The 18,813-nt window shown below is 63.8% G+C and carries 11 protein-coding genes; 10 read left to right on the top strand and 1 reads right to left on the bottom strand.

Annotated features, from left to right (window positions below; translation table 11 throughout):
• Positions 1 to 103 precede the first annotated feature (103 nt).
• From BM190_RS20720 to BM190_RS20685, 8 genes are all read left to right on the top strand, one after another.
• Positions 104 to 1,120 carry an amino acid ABC transporter substrate-binding protein gene (locus BM190_RS20720; RefSeq protein ID WP_028144715.1) on the top strand — a complete coding sequence of 339 codons (1,017 nt, stop codon included), beginning with the start codon at positions 104 to 106 and terminating at the stop codon, positions 1,118 to 1,120.
• A 24-nt stretch (positions 1,121 to 1,144) separates the two neighbouring features.
• Positions 1,145 to 2,350, top strand: a complete 1,206-nt coding sequence (locus BM190_RS20715) for an amino acid ABC transporter permease (protein ID WP_092258341.1) — start codon at positions 1,145 to 1,147, stop codon at positions 2,348 to 2,350.
• Positions 2,347 to 3,867, top strand: a complete 1,521-nt coding sequence (locus BM190_RS20710; RefSeq protein WP_092258651.1) for an amino acid ABC transporter permease — start codon at positions 2,347 to 2,349, stop codon at positions 3,865 to 3,867. The genes BM190_RS20715 and BM190_RS20710 overlap by 4 nt, the downstream gene beginning before the upstream one ends.
• Before the next feature lie 11 nt (positions 3,868 to 3,878).
• Complete coding sequence (locus BM190_RS20705) at positions 3,879 to 4,616, top strand: amino acid ABC transporter ATP-binding protein (RefSeq protein ID WP_018323160.1); 738 nt, start codon at positions 3,879 to 3,881, stop codon at positions 4,614 to 4,616.
• Between the two features lie 101 nt (positions 4,617 to 4,717).
• Entirely contained in the window at positions 4,718 to 6,958 is a 2,241-nt protein-coding gene (locus BM190_RS20700; RefSeq protein ID WP_177237186.1) for an O-linked N-acetylglucosamine transferase, SPINDLY family protein, read from the top strand.
• A 114-nt stretch (positions 6,959 to 7,072) separates the two neighbouring features.
• Entirely contained in the window at positions 7,073 to 9,346 is a 2,274-nt protein-coding gene (locus tag BM190_RS20695; RefSeq protein WP_177237185.1) for an O-linked N-acetylglucosamine transferase, SPINDLY family protein, read from the top strand.
• A 115-nt stretch (positions 9,347 to 9,461) separates the two neighbouring features.
• On the top strand, positions 9,462 to 11,687 hold the full coding sequence (locus tag BM190_RS20690) for an O-linked N-acetylglucosamine transferase, SPINDLY family protein (RefSeq protein WP_177237184.1): 2,226 nt from the start codon (positions 9,462 to 9,464) through the stop codon (positions 11,685 to 11,687).
• Positions 11,688 to 11,849: 162 nt separating this feature from the next.
• A complete protein-coding gene (locus BM190_RS20685) occupies positions 11,850 to 14,090 on the top strand; it encodes an O-linked N-acetylglucosamine transferase, SPINDLY family protein (protein WP_177237183.1) in 2,241 nt (746 codons plus the stop codon).
• A 61-nt stretch (positions 14,091 to 14,151) separates the two neighbouring features.
• Here BM190_RS20685 and BM190_RS20680 read toward each other — a convergent pair whose 3' ends face one another.
• Positions 14,152 to 15,186, bottom strand: a complete 1,035-nt coding sequence (locus BM190_RS20680) for a cysteine synthase A (protein ID WP_092258333.1) — start codon at positions 15,184 to 15,186, stop codon at positions 14,152 to 14,154.
• A gap of 721 nt (positions 15,187 to 15,907) precedes the next feature.
• Here BM190_RS20680 and BM190_RS20675 point away from each other — a divergent pair.
• A complete protein-coding gene (locus BM190_RS20675) occupies positions 15,908 to 17,392 on the top strand; it encodes an efflux transporter outer membrane subunit (protein ID WP_092258330.1) in 1,485 nt (494 codons plus the stop codon).
• The gene (locus BM190_RS20670; protein WP_092258327.1) at positions 17,382 to 18,785 is read left to right on the top strand and encodes an efflux RND transporter periplasmic adaptor subunit; all 1,404 of its coding nucleotides are present in this window, start codon (positions 17,382 to 17,384) and stop codon (positions 18,783 to 18,785) included. The genes BM190_RS20675 and BM190_RS20670 overlap by 11 nt, the downstream gene beginning before the upstream one ends.
• Positions 18,786 to 18,813 lie beyond the last annotated feature (28 nt).

Below are 18,813 nucleotides of genomic sequence, written 5' to 3'. Positions count from 1 at the left end.
TTTCCAGCATGACTCTTGCAGGGCTGGCCTTGATACGCCTGGCCCTGGCAGCGATGATCCTGAGACAACGTTCCTTGAGACGACTTTGAAAGGCCCAAAGCCCATGAAACGCGTAACCCTGGCTCTCACCCTTGCTCTCGCCGCCGGCCTCTCCGCCCAAGCCGCCGACGCGCAAACGCTCAAGACGGTCAAGGACCGGGGCATGCTGTCCTGCGGCGTCAGTCAGGGCCTGCCGGGCTTCTCCTCGCCCGACGACAAGGGCAACTGGACCGGCCTCGACGTCGACGTCTGCAAGGCGATCGCCGGGGCGATCTTCAACGATGCGACCAAGGTCAAGTACGTGCCGCTGTCCGCCAAGGACCGTTTCACCGCGCTGCAATCCGGCGAAATCGACGTGCTCTCGCGCAACACCACCTGGACCATCTCGCGTGATACCTCGCTCGGCGCCAATTTTACCGGCGTGACCTATTATGACGGGCAGGGCTTCATGGTGAAGAAGTCGCTCAAGGTGAATTCGGCGCTCGAGCTCAACAGCGCCTCGGTCTGCGTGCAGACCGGCACTACCACCGAGCAGAATCTGGCCGACTACTTCAAAGCCAATAACATGAAGTACGAGGTGATCGCGTTCGGCACCAACGACGAAACGGTCAAGGCCTATGAGGCCGGACGCTGCGACGTCTTCACCACCGACCAGTCGGGCCTGTACGCCAATCGCCTGAAGCTTGCCAATCCCAACGACCACATGGTGCTTCCCGAGATCATCTCGAAGGAGCCGCTCGGCCCCATGGTGCGCCACGGCGACGATCAGTGGTTCGACATCGTGAAGTGGACGCTGTTCGCGATGGTCACCGCTGAAGAGCTTGGCGTGAGCTCGAAGAACGTCGACGAGAAAGCGAAGCTGGAAAATCCCGAGTTGAAGCGCGTCCTCGGCACCGACGGCAATTTCGGCGAACAACTCGGCCTGACCAAGGACTGGGTGGTGCGGATCGTGAAGGCGGTCGGCAATTACGGCGAGGTGTTCGATCGCAATGTCGGCGCGGGCTCGCCGCTCGCTATCAATCGCGGCCTCAACAATCTCTGGAACAAGGGCGGTCTTCAGTACGCGCCGCCGATCCGCTGATCATCCTGATCCGCTGGCAGCGGCATGAGCACCGAGGCCCGAAAACCGCCACCCCAGATCGCGCTGAAGATCAGGCGCGTTCTGGGTGGCAAGGCAGGCTGGAACGGCATTGCCGTCCAGTTTGCCTTCGCGGCGATCCTGGGCTGGATCGGCTATGAGATCGTCTCCAATGCCCGCGCCAATCTCGAAAACCAGCACATCGCCGCCGGTTTCGGCTTCCTCAGGAATAATGCCGGCTTCGACGTCAACCAGACCCTGATCTCCTATACCGGTTCGGACACGTTCCTGCGCGTGTTCGTGGTCGGGCTCTTGAACACGCTCGTGGTCTCGGTGGTGGGCATCGTCTTCGCCACCTTGATCGGCTTCATCGTCGCGCTGTGCCGGCTGTCGCCCAATTGGCTGTTGTCGCGCGTCGGCGAGATCTATGTCGAGATCATCCGCAACCTGCCGCTGCTGTTCCAGATCCTGTTCTGGTACCTCGCGGTGCTGGCTGCCTTGCCCAATCCTCGGCAGAGCATCTCGCTGCTCGGCGTTGCCTTCATCAGCAATCGCGGCCTCGTCATTCCTAGCCCGATCGGCGGGAGCGGCCTGATGCCATTCCTGGCGATGCTGGCGCTCGGTATCGCCGCGTCACTGGCCTTGCGCTTCTATGCGCGGCGCGCGCTGTTTCAGGAAGGGCGGATGATCCGGATCTGGCCCACCGTGCTGGGCCTGCTGTTCGGGCTGCCGCTTGCCACGATGTTGGTGTTCGGTCTGCCCTTCACCTTCGAGCTCCCGCAGCTGAAGGGATTCAATTTTGCCGGCGGATCGCGGATCATCCCGGAGTTCGTGGCGCTGACGCTGGCGCTGTCGACCTATACCGCCGCCTTCATCGCCGAGATTGTGCGCGCCGGAATCTTGTCCGTCCACAAGGGGCAGATGGAGGCGGGGGCCTCGCTCGGCCTCAGCCGCGGCAACACGCTGCGGCTGATCGTGGTGCCGCAGGCCATGCGGGTCATCGTGCCGCCGCTGACCAATCAGTACCTTAATCTCACCAAGAACTCGTCGCTGGCGGTCGCGATCGGCTATCCCGACCTCGTCTCGGTGTTCGCCGGCACGTCGCTGAGCCAGACCGGGCAGGCGATCGAGATCATCGCGATGACCATGGGCATCTATCTCCTGATCTCGCTGCTCACCAGCGCGATCATGAGCGTCTACGGGTGGCGCGTCAGCCGGAGTCTGGGCGCATGAGCGATATCGCCTCGAGCAGCTTCGTCCGCCGCGACCTGCTCACCGAGCGTCCCGCACCGATGAAGACCACGGGCTTTGTCGGGCTGATGCGCACGCGCCTGTTCAACTCGCCCACCAACATCCTGCTCACGATCGTCGGCGCCCTGCTGCTGTGGTTCACCATCGTTCCCTCGGTCAGGTTCTTGATGGTCGATGCGGTCTGGAGCGGCAAGGACCGCACGGCGTGCCTCGCGGAGAACGCCGGCTTTGCGGTCGGCGCCTGCTGGCCCTACATCCAGGCCAAGCTGCCGCAATTGATCTACGGTTTTTATCCCGAGGCCGAGCGCTGGCGGGTCAACCTCGCGTTTGTCCTTGCGGCGGTCCTGCTCGTGCCACTGCTCGTGCCGCGTCTGCCGGCAAAGGGGCTCAACGCCAGTCTGTTCTTCTTCGCATTTCCAGTGGTCGCGTTCTTTCTGCTGCACGGTGGCGGCATCAAGGGCTTTGGCCTCAGTTGGACCGCCGGCCTGCTGGAATTGTTCGACGAGAGCATCATCGGCGCCGGGCAGGCCGTGCTCGGTTTCAGCAAGACGTCCGCCGTTGCGCCGCTGTTGTGGGCGGTCGGGAATTTCATCGTGCTGTTCGGCACGGCGATCTCCTGGCTGATCCTTCCGCTGACCTGGTTGCGCGATCAGATCCAGGGAGCGGGTCAGTCGGTCTGGGCCGATTTTGCCGTCACGACCGTAGTCGTGTCGTTGATCGCCTTCGGCCTCGGCGGCGGCTTGCGCACGGGTTGGCGCGCTCTGGCCTCGAGCATTGCTGCCTTCGTCGCCATCGCCGCGGTGATCAAGCTGATGGGTCTCGATCGCGGTGGACTGCCGGTCGTGACGACGAATTTGTGGGGCGGCCTCCTGGTGACGCTGGTGGTCTCCGTCACCGGCATCGTCACCTCGCTGCCGATCGGCATCGCGCTGGCGCTCGGCCGCCGCTCCACCATTCCGCTGATCCGGATCTTCTCGATCGCCTTCATCGAGTTCTGGCGCGGCGTGCCGCTGATCACGGTGCTGTTCTTCGCCACCTACATGCTGCCCCTGTTCCTGCCCGGCAATTTCACCGTCGACGGTCTCGTCCGCGCGCTGATCGGCATCGCGCTGTTCACGGGCGCCTACCAGGCCGAGAACGTCCGCGGCGGGCTCGCAGCGATTCCGCGCGGGCAGGGCGAGGCGGCCGCGGCCCTGGGGCTGTCCTGGTGGAAGACGACCTCGCTGATCGTGCTGCCGCAGGCGCTGCGTCACGTCATTCCGAACCTCGTCAACAGCTTCATCTCGCTGTTCAAGGACACATCGCTGGTCTCGATCGTGGCGCTGTTCGACCTGTTGGGCTCGCTCAGGGCCTCGTTCTCGGACCCGAAATGGTCGACGCCTTCGACCGCGTTCACCGGCTTCGCCTTCGCCGGGATCATCTACTTCATCTTCTGCTTTGGAATGTCGCGCTACTCGCTGTTCGTCGAGCACCGCCTCAACGCCCACCGTCGCAACTGATCGAGGTCACCATGTCCGACCCCATCGTCAAGATTTCCGGCCTCAACAAATGGTACGGCGACTTTCACGTGCTGCGCGACATCGACCTTGCGGTCGAGAAGGGCGAGCGCATCGTGATCTGCGGGCCGTCGGGCTCCGGCAAGTCGACCCTGATCCGCTGCATCAACGCGCTGGAGGAATTCCAGGAGGGCGAGATCGTCGTCGACGGCATCGCGCTCGGGCCCAACCTCAAGCACATCGACGCGGTGCGCCGCGAGGTCGGCATGGTGTTCCAGAGCTTCAACCTGTTCCCGCATCTGACCGTGCTGGAGAACTGCACGCTGGCGCCAATCTGGGTGCGCAACATCCCGAAGAAGGACGCCGAGATCAACGCGATGAAGTTCCTGGAGCGGGTCAAGATCCCGCATCAGGCCAACAAGTTTCCGGGACAGATGTCCGGCGGCCAGCAGCAGCGCGTCGCGATCGCGCGGGCCCTGACGATGAACCCGAAGGTCATGCTGTTCGACGAGCCGACCTCGGCGCTCGACCCCGAGATGGTCAAGGAGGTGCTGGACACCATGGTGGACCTCGCCGAGGAGGGCATGACCATGCTGGTCGTCACCCATGAAATGGGCTTTGCCCGCGAGGTTGCCAACCGCGTGGTCTTCATGGATGCCGGCCAGATCATCGAGGCCAACACGCCGAACGAATTCTTTGCGGCGCCCCAGCACGCCCGCACCAAACTGTTCCTGAGCCAGATCCTGCGCTGAGCACCTGCCATCCGGCGACCGCGCCGGTCTGACCGGGCCGCCAGCCTGGCACCATCCGAATCAGCTGTGCCTCGTTCCGGACCAACTTCCGGAGAGAGACCTTGCAGAGCAGTGTCGGCGCGCGCGCATTCCAGAATGCGCGATTGCAAAAGAAGTTGAGGAAGCAGGCGGACGCCGTCATGTCGCTCGCGGTCGAGGCGCTCCGGCAGGGCAGATTTGCCGAGGCCGAGACGCTCTGCCGCGGCATTGTGGAGGAGGTTCCGGATCATTTCCATGCCACGCACCTGCTTGGCCTTTGCGCCTATGAAGGCGGGCGGCTGGAGGAGGCGCAACAGCTGTTCGAGCGCGCGATTGCGCTCGATCCGCGCTCGCCCGATGCCCATGGAAATCTCGGCGCTGTGTATTTCGATCTCCAGAAATTCCAGGACGCCCGCGCATGCCAGGAGAAGGCCATTGCACTGAAGCCGAATTGTCCGATCACCCTCACCAATCTCGGCAATACGCTCCTGAACGTCGGCCTCGGCGAACAGGCGATCAGGCTGCACGAACGCGCTATCGGGCTGCGGCCCGACTACGCCGATGCATTTTGCAACCGCGGCATGGCGGAGCTGATGATCGGCCGGTCCGAGCGCGCCAAGGAGAGTTTCGATCGCGCCCTGTCGCTTCAGCCGCGTCATGCGGAAGCGATCGCCGGCAAGGGCATGGTGTGCATCGAGCTCCGGCATTACGAGGAGGCGGAAGCCGCCCTCGCGGCAGGCTTGGCGATCAAGCCGGGTTCACCGAGGATTCTGGCCCAGCGCGGACGACTCAACTTCGATCTGCATCGGCTGGAGCAGGCGGCGGCGGACTTCGATGCGGCGCTGGCGCAATCGCCGCGGCTCGAGCTCGCGCTGCGTGGCAAGGCGCAGGTCAATCTTCTCTTGGGAAACACGACGCAGGCGATTGCGGCCGTCAAGACCCTGCTCGAGGACAATCCGCGGTCCGATTATGCAATCGTGCTTCTCGGGGCCTGCTACGCGAACCAGGGAGACGTCGCGACGGCGCTCGAGCACCTCGACGCGGCGCTCGAGATATCACCTGACTATGCGGATGCGATCGCACGCAAGATCTTCATCCTGGATTATCTGCCCGAGGCCGATTTCGCGGTCCAGCAGGCGGCGCGAAAATCCTGGTGGGATGCGATCGGCGCCAGACTTCCGCAACGGACACTGCCGCCCCGGCAGCTCGATCCGGACAGGCGGATCGTCGTCGGCTATGTCGCGTCGGAATTCAGGAACCACTCGGCCGCGTTCGCGCTGTTGCCGGTGCTGCGCCAACACGATCACACGAGGTTCGAGATCGTCTGCTATTCCTGCTGGCCGCTGCAGGACGAGATTACCGAGAGATTCAAGCCTCTCGCGGACGTCTGGGTCGATGCCGCGCAGCTTTCGGACGACGAGCTGGCTGACCGCATCCAGTCGGACAAGATCGACATCCTGATCGACGTATCCGGGCATACGGCCGGCAACAGGCTGCCTGTCTTTGCCCGCAAGCCGGCCCCGATCCAGGTCACGGGTTTCGGACACGCCACGGGCACCGGCCTTCAGACCATGGATTACGTGCTCGCCGATCCCATCTTCATTCCACAATCGGCGCGCCATTTGCTGGCCGAAAAAGTCCATGATCTGCCCTGCCTGATCACGATCGATCCCATCCTGGACGTGCCGCCCTCGGAGCTTCCCATGCTCCGGAACGGCCATGTGACCTTCGGCGTGTTCAACCGCATCTACAAGATCTCGGATGATGCGATCCGGGTGTGGTCGAAAGTGATGCGTGAGGTGAGGGGGTCGAAGATCATCATCAAGCACGGGCTGCTCGACGATGCCTTGCTGCGCGACGGCCTGATCGCGCGGTTCGTGGCCCAGGGCATTGCCGAAGACAATATCACCTGCCTGGGCTCGACCACGCGCCACGAGCATCTGCTGGCCTTTGCGCAAGTCGACATCTCCCTCGACACCTTCCCGCAAAATGGCGGCATCAGCACCTGGGAATCGCTCTATGCGGGCGTTCCGGTCGTCGCCAAGCTCGGCAATGGCTCTTCGGCACGCGCCGGCGGCTCCATCGTGGCGGCCGTCGGCCTCGGCGACTGGGTCGCCGAGGATGACGACGGCTACGCCGCGATCGCGTGCAAATATGCGGCACAGCCCGCTCATCTGGCGAAATTGCGGGCGGAACTGCCGGCTCGGATCGCAGCCTCGCCTGCCGGCAACGTCGAACTTTACACGCGTGAGGTCGAAGCGGCCTATCGCCGGTTCTGGCACGATCATTGTGCCGCGGCCTCGGAACGCGGCGAGGTGGCGTAGCCCGACCTTGCGTTGCCCCCCGGGAAATCCCGGAGTCGCTGCCGGCCGGGTGACCGGCCGGCCGTGGCTGCGAATCAGTTAGACTCGCCTCAGGGCATCCTCCGGAGAGACACCTTGCAGAACAGCGGCGGCGGCGCGCGCGCATTCCAGAATGCGCGATTGCAGAAAAAATTGATGAAGCAGGCCGATGCCGTCATCGCCGCTGCGGCGAACGCCTATGGCCAGGGCCGATATGCCGAGACCGAGGCGCTGTGCCGCGAAATCCTGAAAGCCCTTCCGGATCATGTCGACGCCCTGCACCTGCTCGGCATGTGCGCCCATGACGGTCGGCGCTTCGAGGAGGCGCAGCAGCTGCTGGAGCGCGTGATTGCGCTCGATCCGCGCCTGCACGATGCCCATAACAACCTCGCGACCGTGCATTTCGACCTCGGCAATTACGAGGACGCGCGGCGCTGCCAGGAGAGGGCGATCGCGCTGAAGCCGAATTTCGCGGTGGCGCTGACCAATCTCGGCAACACGCTGATGCATATGGGGCTGTACGAGCAGGCGCTCGAAATGCACGAGCGCGCCATCAAGGTCAGACCGGATTATGCCGATGCGCTCTGCAATCGCGGCATGGTCGAACTCGTGCTTGGGCAGATCATGCGCGCCAAGGAGAGCTTCGATCGCGCCCTGCTGTTTCAGCCGCGTCACGCCGAGGCCATCGTCGGCAGCGGCATGGTCAGCATGGAGCTGCGGCACCACGAGGAGGCGGCAGCCAAGTTAGCCACGGCGCTTGCGATCAAGCCCGGCGCGCCGAGGATCCTGGCCCAGCGCGGGCGGCTCAGTTACGAGTTGCAGCGCCTCCACGAGGCGCTGGCGGATTTCGATGCGGCGCTTGCGATTTCGCCCAAGCTCGAACTGGCCCTTCGGGGCAAGGCGCAGGTCTGCCTGGTCATGGGAAAGACCGCGCAGGCGATGGCGGCGGCGGCGACCTTGATCGAGCGCAACCCGCGCTCCGAGATGGGGTTGGCGCTGATGGGCTTTGCTTATTCAAACCAAGGAGAGATGGACGCTGCGATCGAATATCTCGATCGTGCGCTGGCGCTCCGGCCGGACTATGGAGACGCGATCAGAGGCAAGATCTTCCTGCTGGACTACCTCGCGGATGCCGATTTCGCGGTCCAGCAGGCTGTACGAAAGTCATGGTGGGATGCGATCGGCTCGAAGATTCCGCAAAGGACGCTGCCGAAGCGGCCGCTGGATCCGGACAAGCAGATCGTGGTCGGATATGTCGCGGCCGAATTCCGGCAACACTCGGCAGGGCTCACCTTGCTGCCGGTGTTGCGCCATCATGATCACGCCAAGTTCAAGATCATCTGCTACTACTCCTGGCCGGGAGCGGACGAGTACACCGCTATGTTCAAGCAAATGGCGGACGTCTGGGTCGACGCTTGGCAGATGTCGGACGACGAACTCGCCGATCGCATTCAGGCCGACAATGTCGACATCCTGATCGACGTTTCGGGCCACACGACCGGCAACCGGCTGCAATGCTTCGCGCGGAAGCCGGCTCCGATCCAGGCAACCGGCTTCGGACACGCGACGGGCACGGGCATGCAGACCATGGACTACGTGCTCGCGGATCCCATTTTCATTCCGCCATCGGCTCGACATTTGTTTCCGGAAAAGATCTACGATCTGCCGTGCCTGATCACGATGGAGCCGGTCACCAATCTGCAGCCTTCCGAGCTGCCAATGCTCCGCAATGGCTACGTCACCTTCGGCGTGTTCAACCGCATCTACAAGATCTCGGATGATGCGATCCGTGTGTGGTCGCGCATCATGCGGGAGGTGCCGGGATCAAAGATCATCCTCAAGCATGGTTTGCTCGATGATGCCTTGCTGCGCGATAGCCTGATCGCACGCTTCATCGCGCAGGGCATTGCCGAGGAGGACATCACGTGCCTCGGCACCACCTCGCGCGACGATCACCTGATGGCCTTTGACAAGATCGATATTTCGCTCGACACGTTCCCGCAGAATGGCGGCATCAGCACCTGGGAATCCCTCTACAAGGGCGTTCCCGTCGTCGCCAAGCTCGGCATTGGAGCTTCTTCGCGTGCCGGCGCCTCCATCGTGGCCGCCGTCGGTCTCGGCGACTGGGTCGCCGAGGATGACGACGGCTATGTCGAGATCGCCCGCAAATATGCGTCGCAGCCCGAGCATCTGGTGAAGTTGCGCGCGGGCTTGCCGGCTCAGATCGCAGCCTCGCCCGCCGGCAATGTCGAGATCTATACGCGTGAGCTCGAAGCTGGTTACCGTCAGTTCTGGCGCGACTATTGTGCCGCAGCCGCGGAAAGCGGCGACGCTGCGGTAAGCGGGGCAGACGCATCCGGCGGTTCCTGAGCCGGATCCTGCAACACGCCCCGGAACGCCCGGAGGGATTTCGGCTCCGGCCGACCGGCCGGCCCGGAACGCGAATCAGTTAGACTCGCCGCGGGCCATCTTCCGGAGAGACATCTTGCAGAGCAGCGCTGGCGCGCGCGCATTCCAGAATGCGCGGTTGCAGAAGAAATTGAAGAAGCAGGTCGACGCCATCATCGCTGCCGCGGCAAGCGCCTATGGCCAGGGCAGATATGCGGAGACCGAGGCGCTCTGCCGTCAGATCCTGCAAGCCATTCCGGATCATTTCGACGCGACGCATCTGCTCGGCCTGAGCGCGCAACACGGCGGGCGCCTGGAGGAGGCGCAACAATTGCTCGAGCGCGCGATCGCGATTGATCCGCGTTCGCACGAGGCCCATAACAATCTCGCGGCTGTGCACTTGGCCCTTCAGAAATTCGAGGCCGCCCGTGCATGTCAGGAGAAGGCGATCGCGCTGAAGCCGAATTTTCTGCCGGCTCTGGTAGGCCTCGGCAATACCTTGCTTCAGATGAACCTGCCCGAACCGGCGATCGAAATGTACGATCGCGCCATCAAGCTGAAGCCCGATTATACCGATGCGCTCTGCAATCGTGGTCTGGCCGAGCTGGCGCTGGGCCGGTTTGCCCCTGCCATACAAAGCTTCGAGCGTGCGCTGTTGTTTCAGCCGCGCCATGTCGAGGCGCTCGTCGGCAAGGCGGTGGTCGGCCTCGAGCTCAAGCATTACGATGATGCGGAAGCTGCTCTCGCAGCGGCGCTCGCGATCAGGCCCGGTTCGGCGAAGATATTGGCGCAACGCGGGCGGCTCAATTACGAGCTGCAGCGCATGGAACCGGCGGTCGCCGATTTCGAGGCGGCGCTTGCGATTTCGCCCAAGCTCGAGCTGGCTCTCCGAGGCAAGGCACAGGCTTGCCTCGTGATGGGAAAGACAGCGCAGGCGATGGCGGCCGCTGCGGCCTTGATCGAGCGAAATCCGCGCTCGGAGACAGGGCTGGCGCTGATGGGCTTTGCTCATTCGAACCAGGGAGACATGGACGCCGCGATCGAATATCTCGATCGCGCCCTGGCGATCCGGCCGGACTATGAAGATGCGATCCGGGGAAAGATCTTCTTGCAGGACTTCCGTGCCGAGGCCGATTTCGCGCTCCAGCAGGCGGTGCGACGGGATTGGTGGGACGTCATCGGCTCCAGGATACCGCGGCGGACGCTGCCGAAGCGGCCGCTCGATCCGGACAAGCTGATTGTGGTCGGCTATGTCGCTACCGAATTCCGACAGCACTCGGCGGGGCTGACTTTGCTGCCGGTGCTGCGCCATCATGATCACACCAACTTCAAGATCATCTGCTATTCGTGCTCGCCGTCACGAGACGAGATGACCGCCAAATTCAAGTCGCTGGCGGACGTCTGGGTCGATGCGTGGCAGCTCTCGGACGACGAGCTCGCCGATCGCATCCAGGCCGACGATGTCGACATTCTGATCGACGTTTCGGGCCACACGACCGGCAACAGGCTGCAGGTCTTCGCGCGGAAGCCGGCTCCGATCCAGGCCACCGGATTTGGACACGCGACGGGCACGGGCATGCAGACCATGGACTATGTGCTCGCGGACCCCGTCTTCATTCCGCAATCGGCACGGCATCTGCTGGCCGAAAAGGTGTTTGACCTGCCGTGCCTCAACACCATCGATCCGATCCTGGATGTGCCGCCGTTGGACCTTCCCATGCTCCGCAACGGCCATGTGACCTTCGGCGTGTTCAACCGTGTCAACAAGATCTCGGACGAGGCGATCCGGGTGTGGTCGAGCGTGATGCACGAGGTGATCGGATCGAAGATCATCTTCAAACATACGCTGCTTGACGATCCCATGATCCGCGACGGCCTGTTTGCGCGACTCGTGAACCAGGGCATCCCCGAACAGAACATCACCTGCCTGGGCTCGTCAGGGCGGGCGGATCATCTGCGGACCTTCGCGCAAGTCGATATTTCGCTCGATCCATTCCCGCAGAATGGCGGCATCAGCACTTGGGAATCCCTCTATGCGGGCGTTCCTGTCGTGGCCAAGCTCGGTCATGGCGCCTCATCGCGCGCCGGCGGCGCCATCGTGGCGGCGGTCGGGCTTAACGACTGGGTCGCCGAGGATGACGACGGCTATGTCGAGATCGCCCGCAAATTTGCCTCGCAGCCCGAGCATCTGGCGAAATTGCGCGCGGGCCTACCGGCTCGGATCGCAGCTTCGCCAGCCGGCAATGTCGAGATCTACACGCGTGAGCTCGAAGCGGGTTATCGTCAGTTCTGGCGCGACCATTGTGCCGCCGCTGCGGGGTGAGGCAACGCCGTCGCCGGCGAGGCGGGCGCGCCCAGCGGTTCCTGAGCCAGGACAGTCCAGCGCGGGCCCGGGATATCCCGGGTAATTTCCGGTCTCGCCGACCGGCAGGCTAACTGCGCGAATCAGCTAGACTCGCCGAGCACCATCTCCCGGAGAGACATCTTGCAGAGCAGCGCCGGCGCGCGCGCATTCCAGAATGCGCGGTTGCAGAAGAAATTGAAGAAGCAGGCCGACGGTATCATCTCCGCAGCGGCGAGCGCCTATAGCCAGGGTAGATATGCGGAGAGCGAGGCGCTTTGCCGCCAGATCGTGCAAGCCGTTCCGGATCATTTCGACGCTACGCATTTGCTCGGCTTGAGCGTGCAACAAAGCGGGCGCCTGCAGGAGGCGCAGCAGCTGCTGGAGCGCGCAATCGCGATCGAGCCACGCTCGCACGAGGCCCACAACAATCTCGCGGCAGTGCATCTGGCCCTTCAGAAATTTGACGCCGCTCGCGCCTGTCAGGAAAAGGCGATCGCGCTGAAGCCGAACTTTGCGCCGGCCTTGGCCGGCCTTGGCAATAGCTTGCTTCAGATGAACCTGCCCGAACAGGCCATCGAGCTGTACGACCGCGCCATCGTCCTGAAGCCCGACAATGCCGATGCGCTCTGCAATCGTGGCCTCGCCGAGCTGGCGCTGGGCCGATTTGACCGCGCCAGGCAGAGTTTCGAGCGCGCTCTGTTGTTTCAGCCGCGTCACGCCGAAGCCCTTATCGGCAAGGGCGTGGTCGGGATCGAGCTCAAACATTACGACGAGGCGGAAGCCGCGCTCGCAGCGGCGTTCGCGATCAGGCCAGGTTCGGCGAAGCTCCTGGCGCACCGCGGACGGCTCAATCTTGCGCTGTCGCGGCTGGAACAGGCGGCGGCGGATTTTGACGCAGCCCTTGCGCTTTCACCGAAGCTCGAAGTTGCGTTGCGGGGGAAGGCGGAAGTCGCGTTGAGCATGGGTAATACCGCGCAGGCGATCCTGGCCTGCACGGCTTTGCTCGAAGAAAATCCGCGCTCGGCGATCGCATTGGCGCTGCTGAGCTCCTGTTTTGCCAACCAGGGCGAAATCGCAGCCGCAATCGAACATCTCGACGCCGCGCTCGCAATCGCGCCGGACCAGCCGGACCTGCTCGCGCGGAAGATCTATTTTCTGGACTTTCTCTCCGACGCCGATTTCGCGATCCAGCAAGCGGCGCGCAAATCCTGGGGGGATGCGATCGGCGCCAGATTGGCGCAGAAGACGCACGCACCCCGGCAACTCGATCCTGACAGGCGGATCGTGGTCGGGTATGTCGCGGCCGAGTTCTGGTACCACTCGGCGGCGTTCGGCCTGTTACCGGTGCTGCGCCACCATGATCACGCCAAGTTCGAGATCGTCTGCTATTCGTGCTCGCCGGTACGAGATGAGATGACCGCCAAGTTCAAGTCGCTGGCGGACGTCTGGGTCGACGCCTGGCAGCTTTCGGACGACGAACTGGCCGATCGTATCGAGGCTGACAAGATCGATATCCTGATCGACGTGTCAGGGCATACGACTGGCAACAGGCTCCCGGTCTTCGCCCGCAAGCCCGCTCCGATCCAGGTCACGGGCTTCGGACATGCCACGGGCACCGGCCTTCAGACCATGGACTACGTGCTCGCCGATCCGATCTTCATTCCGGAATCGGTCCGTGGTCTACTGGCTGAAAAGGTCTGCGATCTACCTTGCCTGATCACGATCGATCCCATCCTGGATGTGCCTGCTTCGGAGCTTCCCATGCTCCGCAACGGCCATGTGACCTTTGGCGTTTTCAATCGCATCTCCAAGATCTCGGATGAGGCCATCCGCGTGTGGTCGAAGGTGATGCGCGAGGTGCCCGGATCCAGGATCATCATCAAACATACGCTGCTTGACGATCCCATGCTGCGCGACGGCCTTCTTGCGCGGCTCGTGAACCAGGGCATCCCCGAACAGAACATCACCTGCCTGGGCTCGTCAGCGCGCGAGGAACATCTGCGGGCCTTCGCGCGAGTCGATATTTCGCTCGATACGTTCCCGCAAAATGGCGGCGTGAGCACCTGGGAATCCCTTTATGCGGGCGTTCCTGTCGTGGCCAAGCTCGGTCACGGCGCCTCGTCGCGCGCCGGCGGCGCCATCGTGGCGGCGGTCGGGCTTAACGACTGGGTCGCCGAGGATGACGACGGCTATGTCGAGATCGCCCGCAAATTCGCGTCGCAGCCCGACTATCTGGCGAAGTTGCGCGCGGGCCTGCCGGCCCGGATTGCAGCTTCGCCCGCCGGCAATGTCAAGATTTACACGCGCAGGGTCGAGGAGGGGTACCGCCGGTTCTGGCACGACTATTGTGCCGCTGCTGCGGAGCGCGGCGAGGTCATATAAGCCGGACGAACCGCGCTGAGCTTTGTGACGCGCGTCCCCGACCCGAGGGGGCGCGTGACGATCACACGAAGGGCGGCTTGATGTTGCTGCGCTTCTCCAGCCATTCCGGCACCGGCAGGTTCTTGGCGCGCATGAAGTCCGCGTTGAACAGCTTCGACTGATAACGGCTGCCGGAATCGCACAGCACGGTGACGATGGTCTTGCCGGGCCCGAGCTGCCTGGCGAGGCGCATTGCGCCCACGATGTTGACACCGGTCGAGCCGCCGAGGCACAGGCCCTCGTGCTGCAGCAGCTCGTAGATCACGCCAACGGCTTCGGCATCGGGAATGAGATAGGCATCATCGACCTTCGCGGTCTCCACGATGGCGGTCGCCCGGTTGAGGCCGATGCCCTCGGTGATCGAGCCACCCGGCGTCGCCTTGGGATCGCCGGTCCTGAAGTATTCATACATGCCGGCGCCGTGCGGATCGGCGCATGCGATCCGCACGTTCTTGTTCTGCTCTTTCAAGTAACGGCTGACACCAGCCAGCGTGCCGCCGCTGCCGACCGAGCAGACGAAGCCGTCGACCTTACCGCCGGTCTGCTCCCAGATTTCGGGTCCGGTGGACTCGTAATGCGCCTTGGCATTGTCGAGGTTGTTCCACTGGTCGGCGAACAGCACACCATTGGGTTCGGTCTTGCGCAGCTCGTCGGCGAGGCGGCGGCCGACATGCTGGTAGCTGTTGGGGTTGGCGTAGGGCAGGGCCGGCACCTCGATCAGCTCGGCGCCGCACAGCTTCAGGAAGTCTTTCTTCTCCTGGCTCTGCGTTTCCGGGATCACGATCAGGGTGCGATAGCCGCGCGCGCTGGCGACGACCGCAAGGCCGATGCCGGTATTGCCGGCGGTCGATTCCACCACGAGACCGCCCGGCTTGAGCTCGCCGCGCTTCTCGGCCTCCAGGATCATCCATTTGCCGGCGCGGTCCTTGACCGACTGGCCGGGATTCATGAACTCGGCCTTGCCGAGAATGGTGCAGCCGGTCAGTTCCGAGGCGCGCTTCAGCTTGATCAGCGGGGTGTTGCCGATGGCTTCGACAACGTCATTTCGAATGGTCATGTCAGGGAAATCGCTACCAAGGGGGTTGATCTGGTTGGCGAGAACGTAGTGCTTGGGAGGCCAAAGGGGAAGGCTTTTGCGTTGCGGCGAAACCGAGCGAAACCTCTGCTCAAACAGCAATATTCCCAAGAGGCGCGCCCGGCGGCGATGCGCTCGGCCGCAAGCCGGGATATCGATAGGAGGAAACGCCTGCGCTCCGTCAGGCCAGGGAAGATGACAGTCGTGACCAGCCAACTCGCGACAAACTTTTTCCAAGGCCGAGGCTTCTCGCCATCGAGGGCCGTGGATGACGCCCGGATGGTCGAATCATATCGGCCCGAGGAACGGCTTTCTATTCGGCGATTGACGGGCTTGTGAGATTACTCAGCCAGGGCGCGACTGAGGCGGGGCGTGGTGCGGTCGGATGGAAACGCCCAAGTGCCGCTGTGGCAGCAATATCACATGAAATCTTGGTAAGCTTGATCGTGTATCCCAACGTTTCAAATGAGAAAACTCCCTGCGAGACAGCCGTCTTTTGAATTTCGAGCGGTTCGTTTCCACTTCGTCGGCGTGGCCATCTCGCAACTGCGGGACTGTCCCGCAGTTCAGCGCCCGGCTAGTATGATTTTCGAGGTTCCGCAGAAAGCATCGCCGCTGTGAACGAGTTGTCCAAAGCCCCCCGACTGTCGCGCCGCGAATCGGCTAATCCGGCTGCGCGGCGGTTCGATCTGCCCGGCGGGGGATGGATGTGACAGAGGATGTTCCTGCGATCGCCATGCGGCGGTCTGAAGGTCCTGCATCCCGGACGCTGCGCGCGGCGCGCTGGATTGCGGTGATGTGTCTTGCCGCCGGTTCGGGGGCTTGCGTGCTGACCCAGGATCTTCCCGATCCCGCCCTCGACGTTCCCACGCAGTACAAATACGCGGGCAAGGGTGATGCGCCGCCGTCACTGGATTGGTGGCGCGGGTTCCGCTCCGCGGAGCTGACGCAGCTGATGGAGGAGGCGCAAACCGTCAACCTCGACATCGCCGCCGCCGTTGCGCGCATCGTCCAGGCCGACGCCCAGGCGCGGCAGGCGGGGGCTGCGCTGCTGCCGACCGTCTCGACAGGCGGATCGGAAACCTATTCGCGCACCTCGGGCTCCAGCGCGTCCGGCCTCTCCATCGGCGGCCGCGAAGTCGTCAATTATTCGGCCTCGCTGAGCGCGAGCTACCAGCTCGACTTCTGGGGCCAGAATCGCGATGCGCTGCAATCGGCGGAAGAGACGGCGAACGCCAATCGCTTTGACCGCGACACCGTCGCGCTGACGACGCTGGCGGCCGTCGCCAACGCCTATTTCCAGGTGCTGGCCTCGCAGGACCGCATCAGGACCTCACAGCGCAACATTGCGAGCGCGCAGCGCATCCTCGATGCGGTCAGGGAGCGGCGCAGGGCCGGCACTGGCACCGATCTCGACGTCGCCCAGCAGGAGAGCGTGCTTGCCAACCAGAAAGCCCTGGTGCCGCCGCTGCGCCAGACGCTGGACCAGAACGTCAACGCGCTCGCCGTGCTGGTTTCGCGCCCGCCGGAAAGCGTGCGCGTGCTCGGCGGCTCGCTGGACCGGATCGCGATCCCGCGCGTCACGCCCGGCCTGCCTTCGGAGCTGCTGACGCAGCGGCCCGACATCCGCCGACAGGAGGCGCAGCTTGCCTCGGCGACGGCGAATATCGGCAATGCCCGTGCTCAGTTCTTTCCGACCATTCAGCTCACCGGCAATGGCGGCTATCAGAGCTCGGCTTTGGTCTCGCTGTTCCAGCCGCATGCGGCCTTCTTCCAGCTCGTCGGCAGCGCCACGCAGCCGATCTTCGACGGCGGCAAGATCCTCGGCAATTTCGAGTTGGCCAAGGCGCGGCAGGACGAATTGCTCCAGACCTACCGCAAGACCATCATCCAGTCGTTCGCCGACGTCGACAATGCGCTGTTCTCGATCAAGCAGACCACGATCAAGCTGCAATTGCAGCGCGACGTCGTCGTCGCCTCACGCCGCGCCTTCGATCTCTCCGAGCAGCAACTGCGCGCCGGCACCGCCGACATCGTGACTGTACTCAACACTCAACTGACCCTGTTCCAGGCGGAAGACGCGCTGTCACAGGCGCAACTGGCCCGCTTGCTCGCCATCGTCAGCCTGTATCAGGCGCTCGGCGGCGGCTGGGAGCCGCGAATGGAGAAACCGGTCAATGCTCTTTAAGCCGGATACCAAGCAGGACGCGAAGGAGGGGACGGCGAAGAAGTCGCGCGGCCGCGGTTTCGTCATGACCCTGATCACGCTCGCGATCCTTGGTGGCCTCGGCTATCTCGGCTGGAACGCGATGCACCAGAAGCCGGCTGCCGACCGCAACGCGCGGCCGGACCTGCCGGTGCCCGTGCTGGCGGCGACGCCCCGCGTTCAGGACGTTCCGGTCTATCTCGACGGCGTCGGCGCGATCCGCGCGCTCAACACCGTGACTGTGCGCTCGCAGGTCGACGGCAAGCTGATCGCCGTGAATTTTACTGAAGGGCAGGACGTCAAAAAGGGCGACGTGCTCGGCGAGATCGATCCCGCGCTCTACCAAGCCACCTACGACCAGGCGGTCGCCAAGAAGGCGCAGGATCAGGCCCAACTCGCCAACCAGCGCATCGACCTGACACGGTACGAGCAGCTCGCTGCCTCCAACGCCGGCTCCAAGCAGCAGGCCGACACCCAGCGCGCGCTGGTCGCGCAGACCGAGGCGCTGGTCAAGGCCGACCAGGCTGCGATCGACAACGCGGCGGCGACGCTGAGCTACACCAAGATCGTGGCGCCGCTCTCAGGGCGAGCCGGCCTGCGCCAGGTCGACCAGGGCAACATCATCCACGCCGCCGACACCACGGGCCTCGTGGTGATCACGCAATTGCAGCCGATCGCGGTATGGTTCAGCCTGCCGCAGCAACAAATCATGCGCGTCAACGCCGCGGCGTCGAAGGGTACGCTGGCGGTCGACGTGTTCGGCAATGACGGCATCACCGTGATCGATACCGGCAAGCTCACCGGCATCGACAACCAGGTCGACCAGACCACCGGCACGCTCAAGCTCAAGGCCGAGTTTCCCAACGCCAACTACCAGCTCTGGCCGGGCCAGTTCGTCAATGTCCGTCTCAAGGTCGAGACGCTGACTCAGGCGCTGGTGGTGCCGACCTCGGCCGTGCAGCGCGGCCCGATCGGGACGTTCAGCTATGTCATCGGCGAGGACAATATCGTCTCGGCCAAGCCCGTGACCGTGACCCAGCAGAACGAGCATGACGCGGTGATCGCCAGCGGCCTGTCGGCGACCGACAGGGTCGTCACCACGGGCTTTGCCAATCTGTCCGACGGCTCCAAGGTGACCATCGGCCGCGACGACCAGACCCCGTCGGCCGATCTCGCCCCGCGCAAGCGGTCGCGCGGGCCTGACGCCCAGAAGAAGGATGGTGCCAAGGAAGGGCAGAAGGAGCACCAGAAGGACGGACAGGGTAAGGACGGCGAGTTCCGCGCCAAGCGCAAGAGCAGCGAGGGCGACCAAAAGGGGCAGACCGGGCCGGCCCCGGGGCCGGGGGCCGCGGGAAGTGGAGCCAAGCAGCCATGATCCCGACAACAGCCGCTTGAAGCGGCAG

Origin of the sequence: Bradyrhizobium sp. Rc3b (assembly GCF_900114915.1) — a bacterium.
Classification (GTDB): Bacteria; Pseudomonadota; Alphaproteobacteria; order Rhizobiales; family Xanthobacteraceae; genus Bradyrhizobium.
This window is presented reverse-complemented; position numbering and strand designations above follow the sequence as displayed.

Coding starts and splice junctions, on each gene's coding strand:
- BM190_RS20720 (WP_028144715.1), top strand. CDS start 104: ATGAAACGCGTAACCCTGGCTCTCACCCTTGCTCTCGCCGCCGGCCTC.
- BM190_RS20715 (WP_092258341.1), top strand. CDS start 1,145: ATGAGCACCGAGGCCCGAAAACCGCCACCCCAGATCGCGCTGAAGATC.
- BM190_RS20710 (WP_092258651.1), top strand. CDS start 2,347: ATGAGCGATATCGCCTCGAGCAGCTTCGTCCGCCGCGACCTGCTCACC.
- BM190_RS20705 (WP_018323160.1), top strand. CDS start 3,879: ATGTCCGACCCCATCGTCAAGATTTCCGGCCTCAACAAATGGTACGGC.
- BM190_RS20680 (WP_092258333.1), bottom strand. CDS start 15,186: ATGACCATTCGAAATGACGTTGTCGAAGCCATCGGCAACACCCCGCTG.
- BM190_RS20675 (WP_092258330.1), top strand. CDS start 15,908: ATGGATGTGACAGAGGATGTTCCTGCGATCGCCATGCGGCGGTCTGAA.
- BM190_RS20670 (WP_092258327.1), top strand. CDS start 17,382: ATGCTCTTTAAGCCGGATACCAAGCAGGACGCGAAGGAGGGGACGGCG.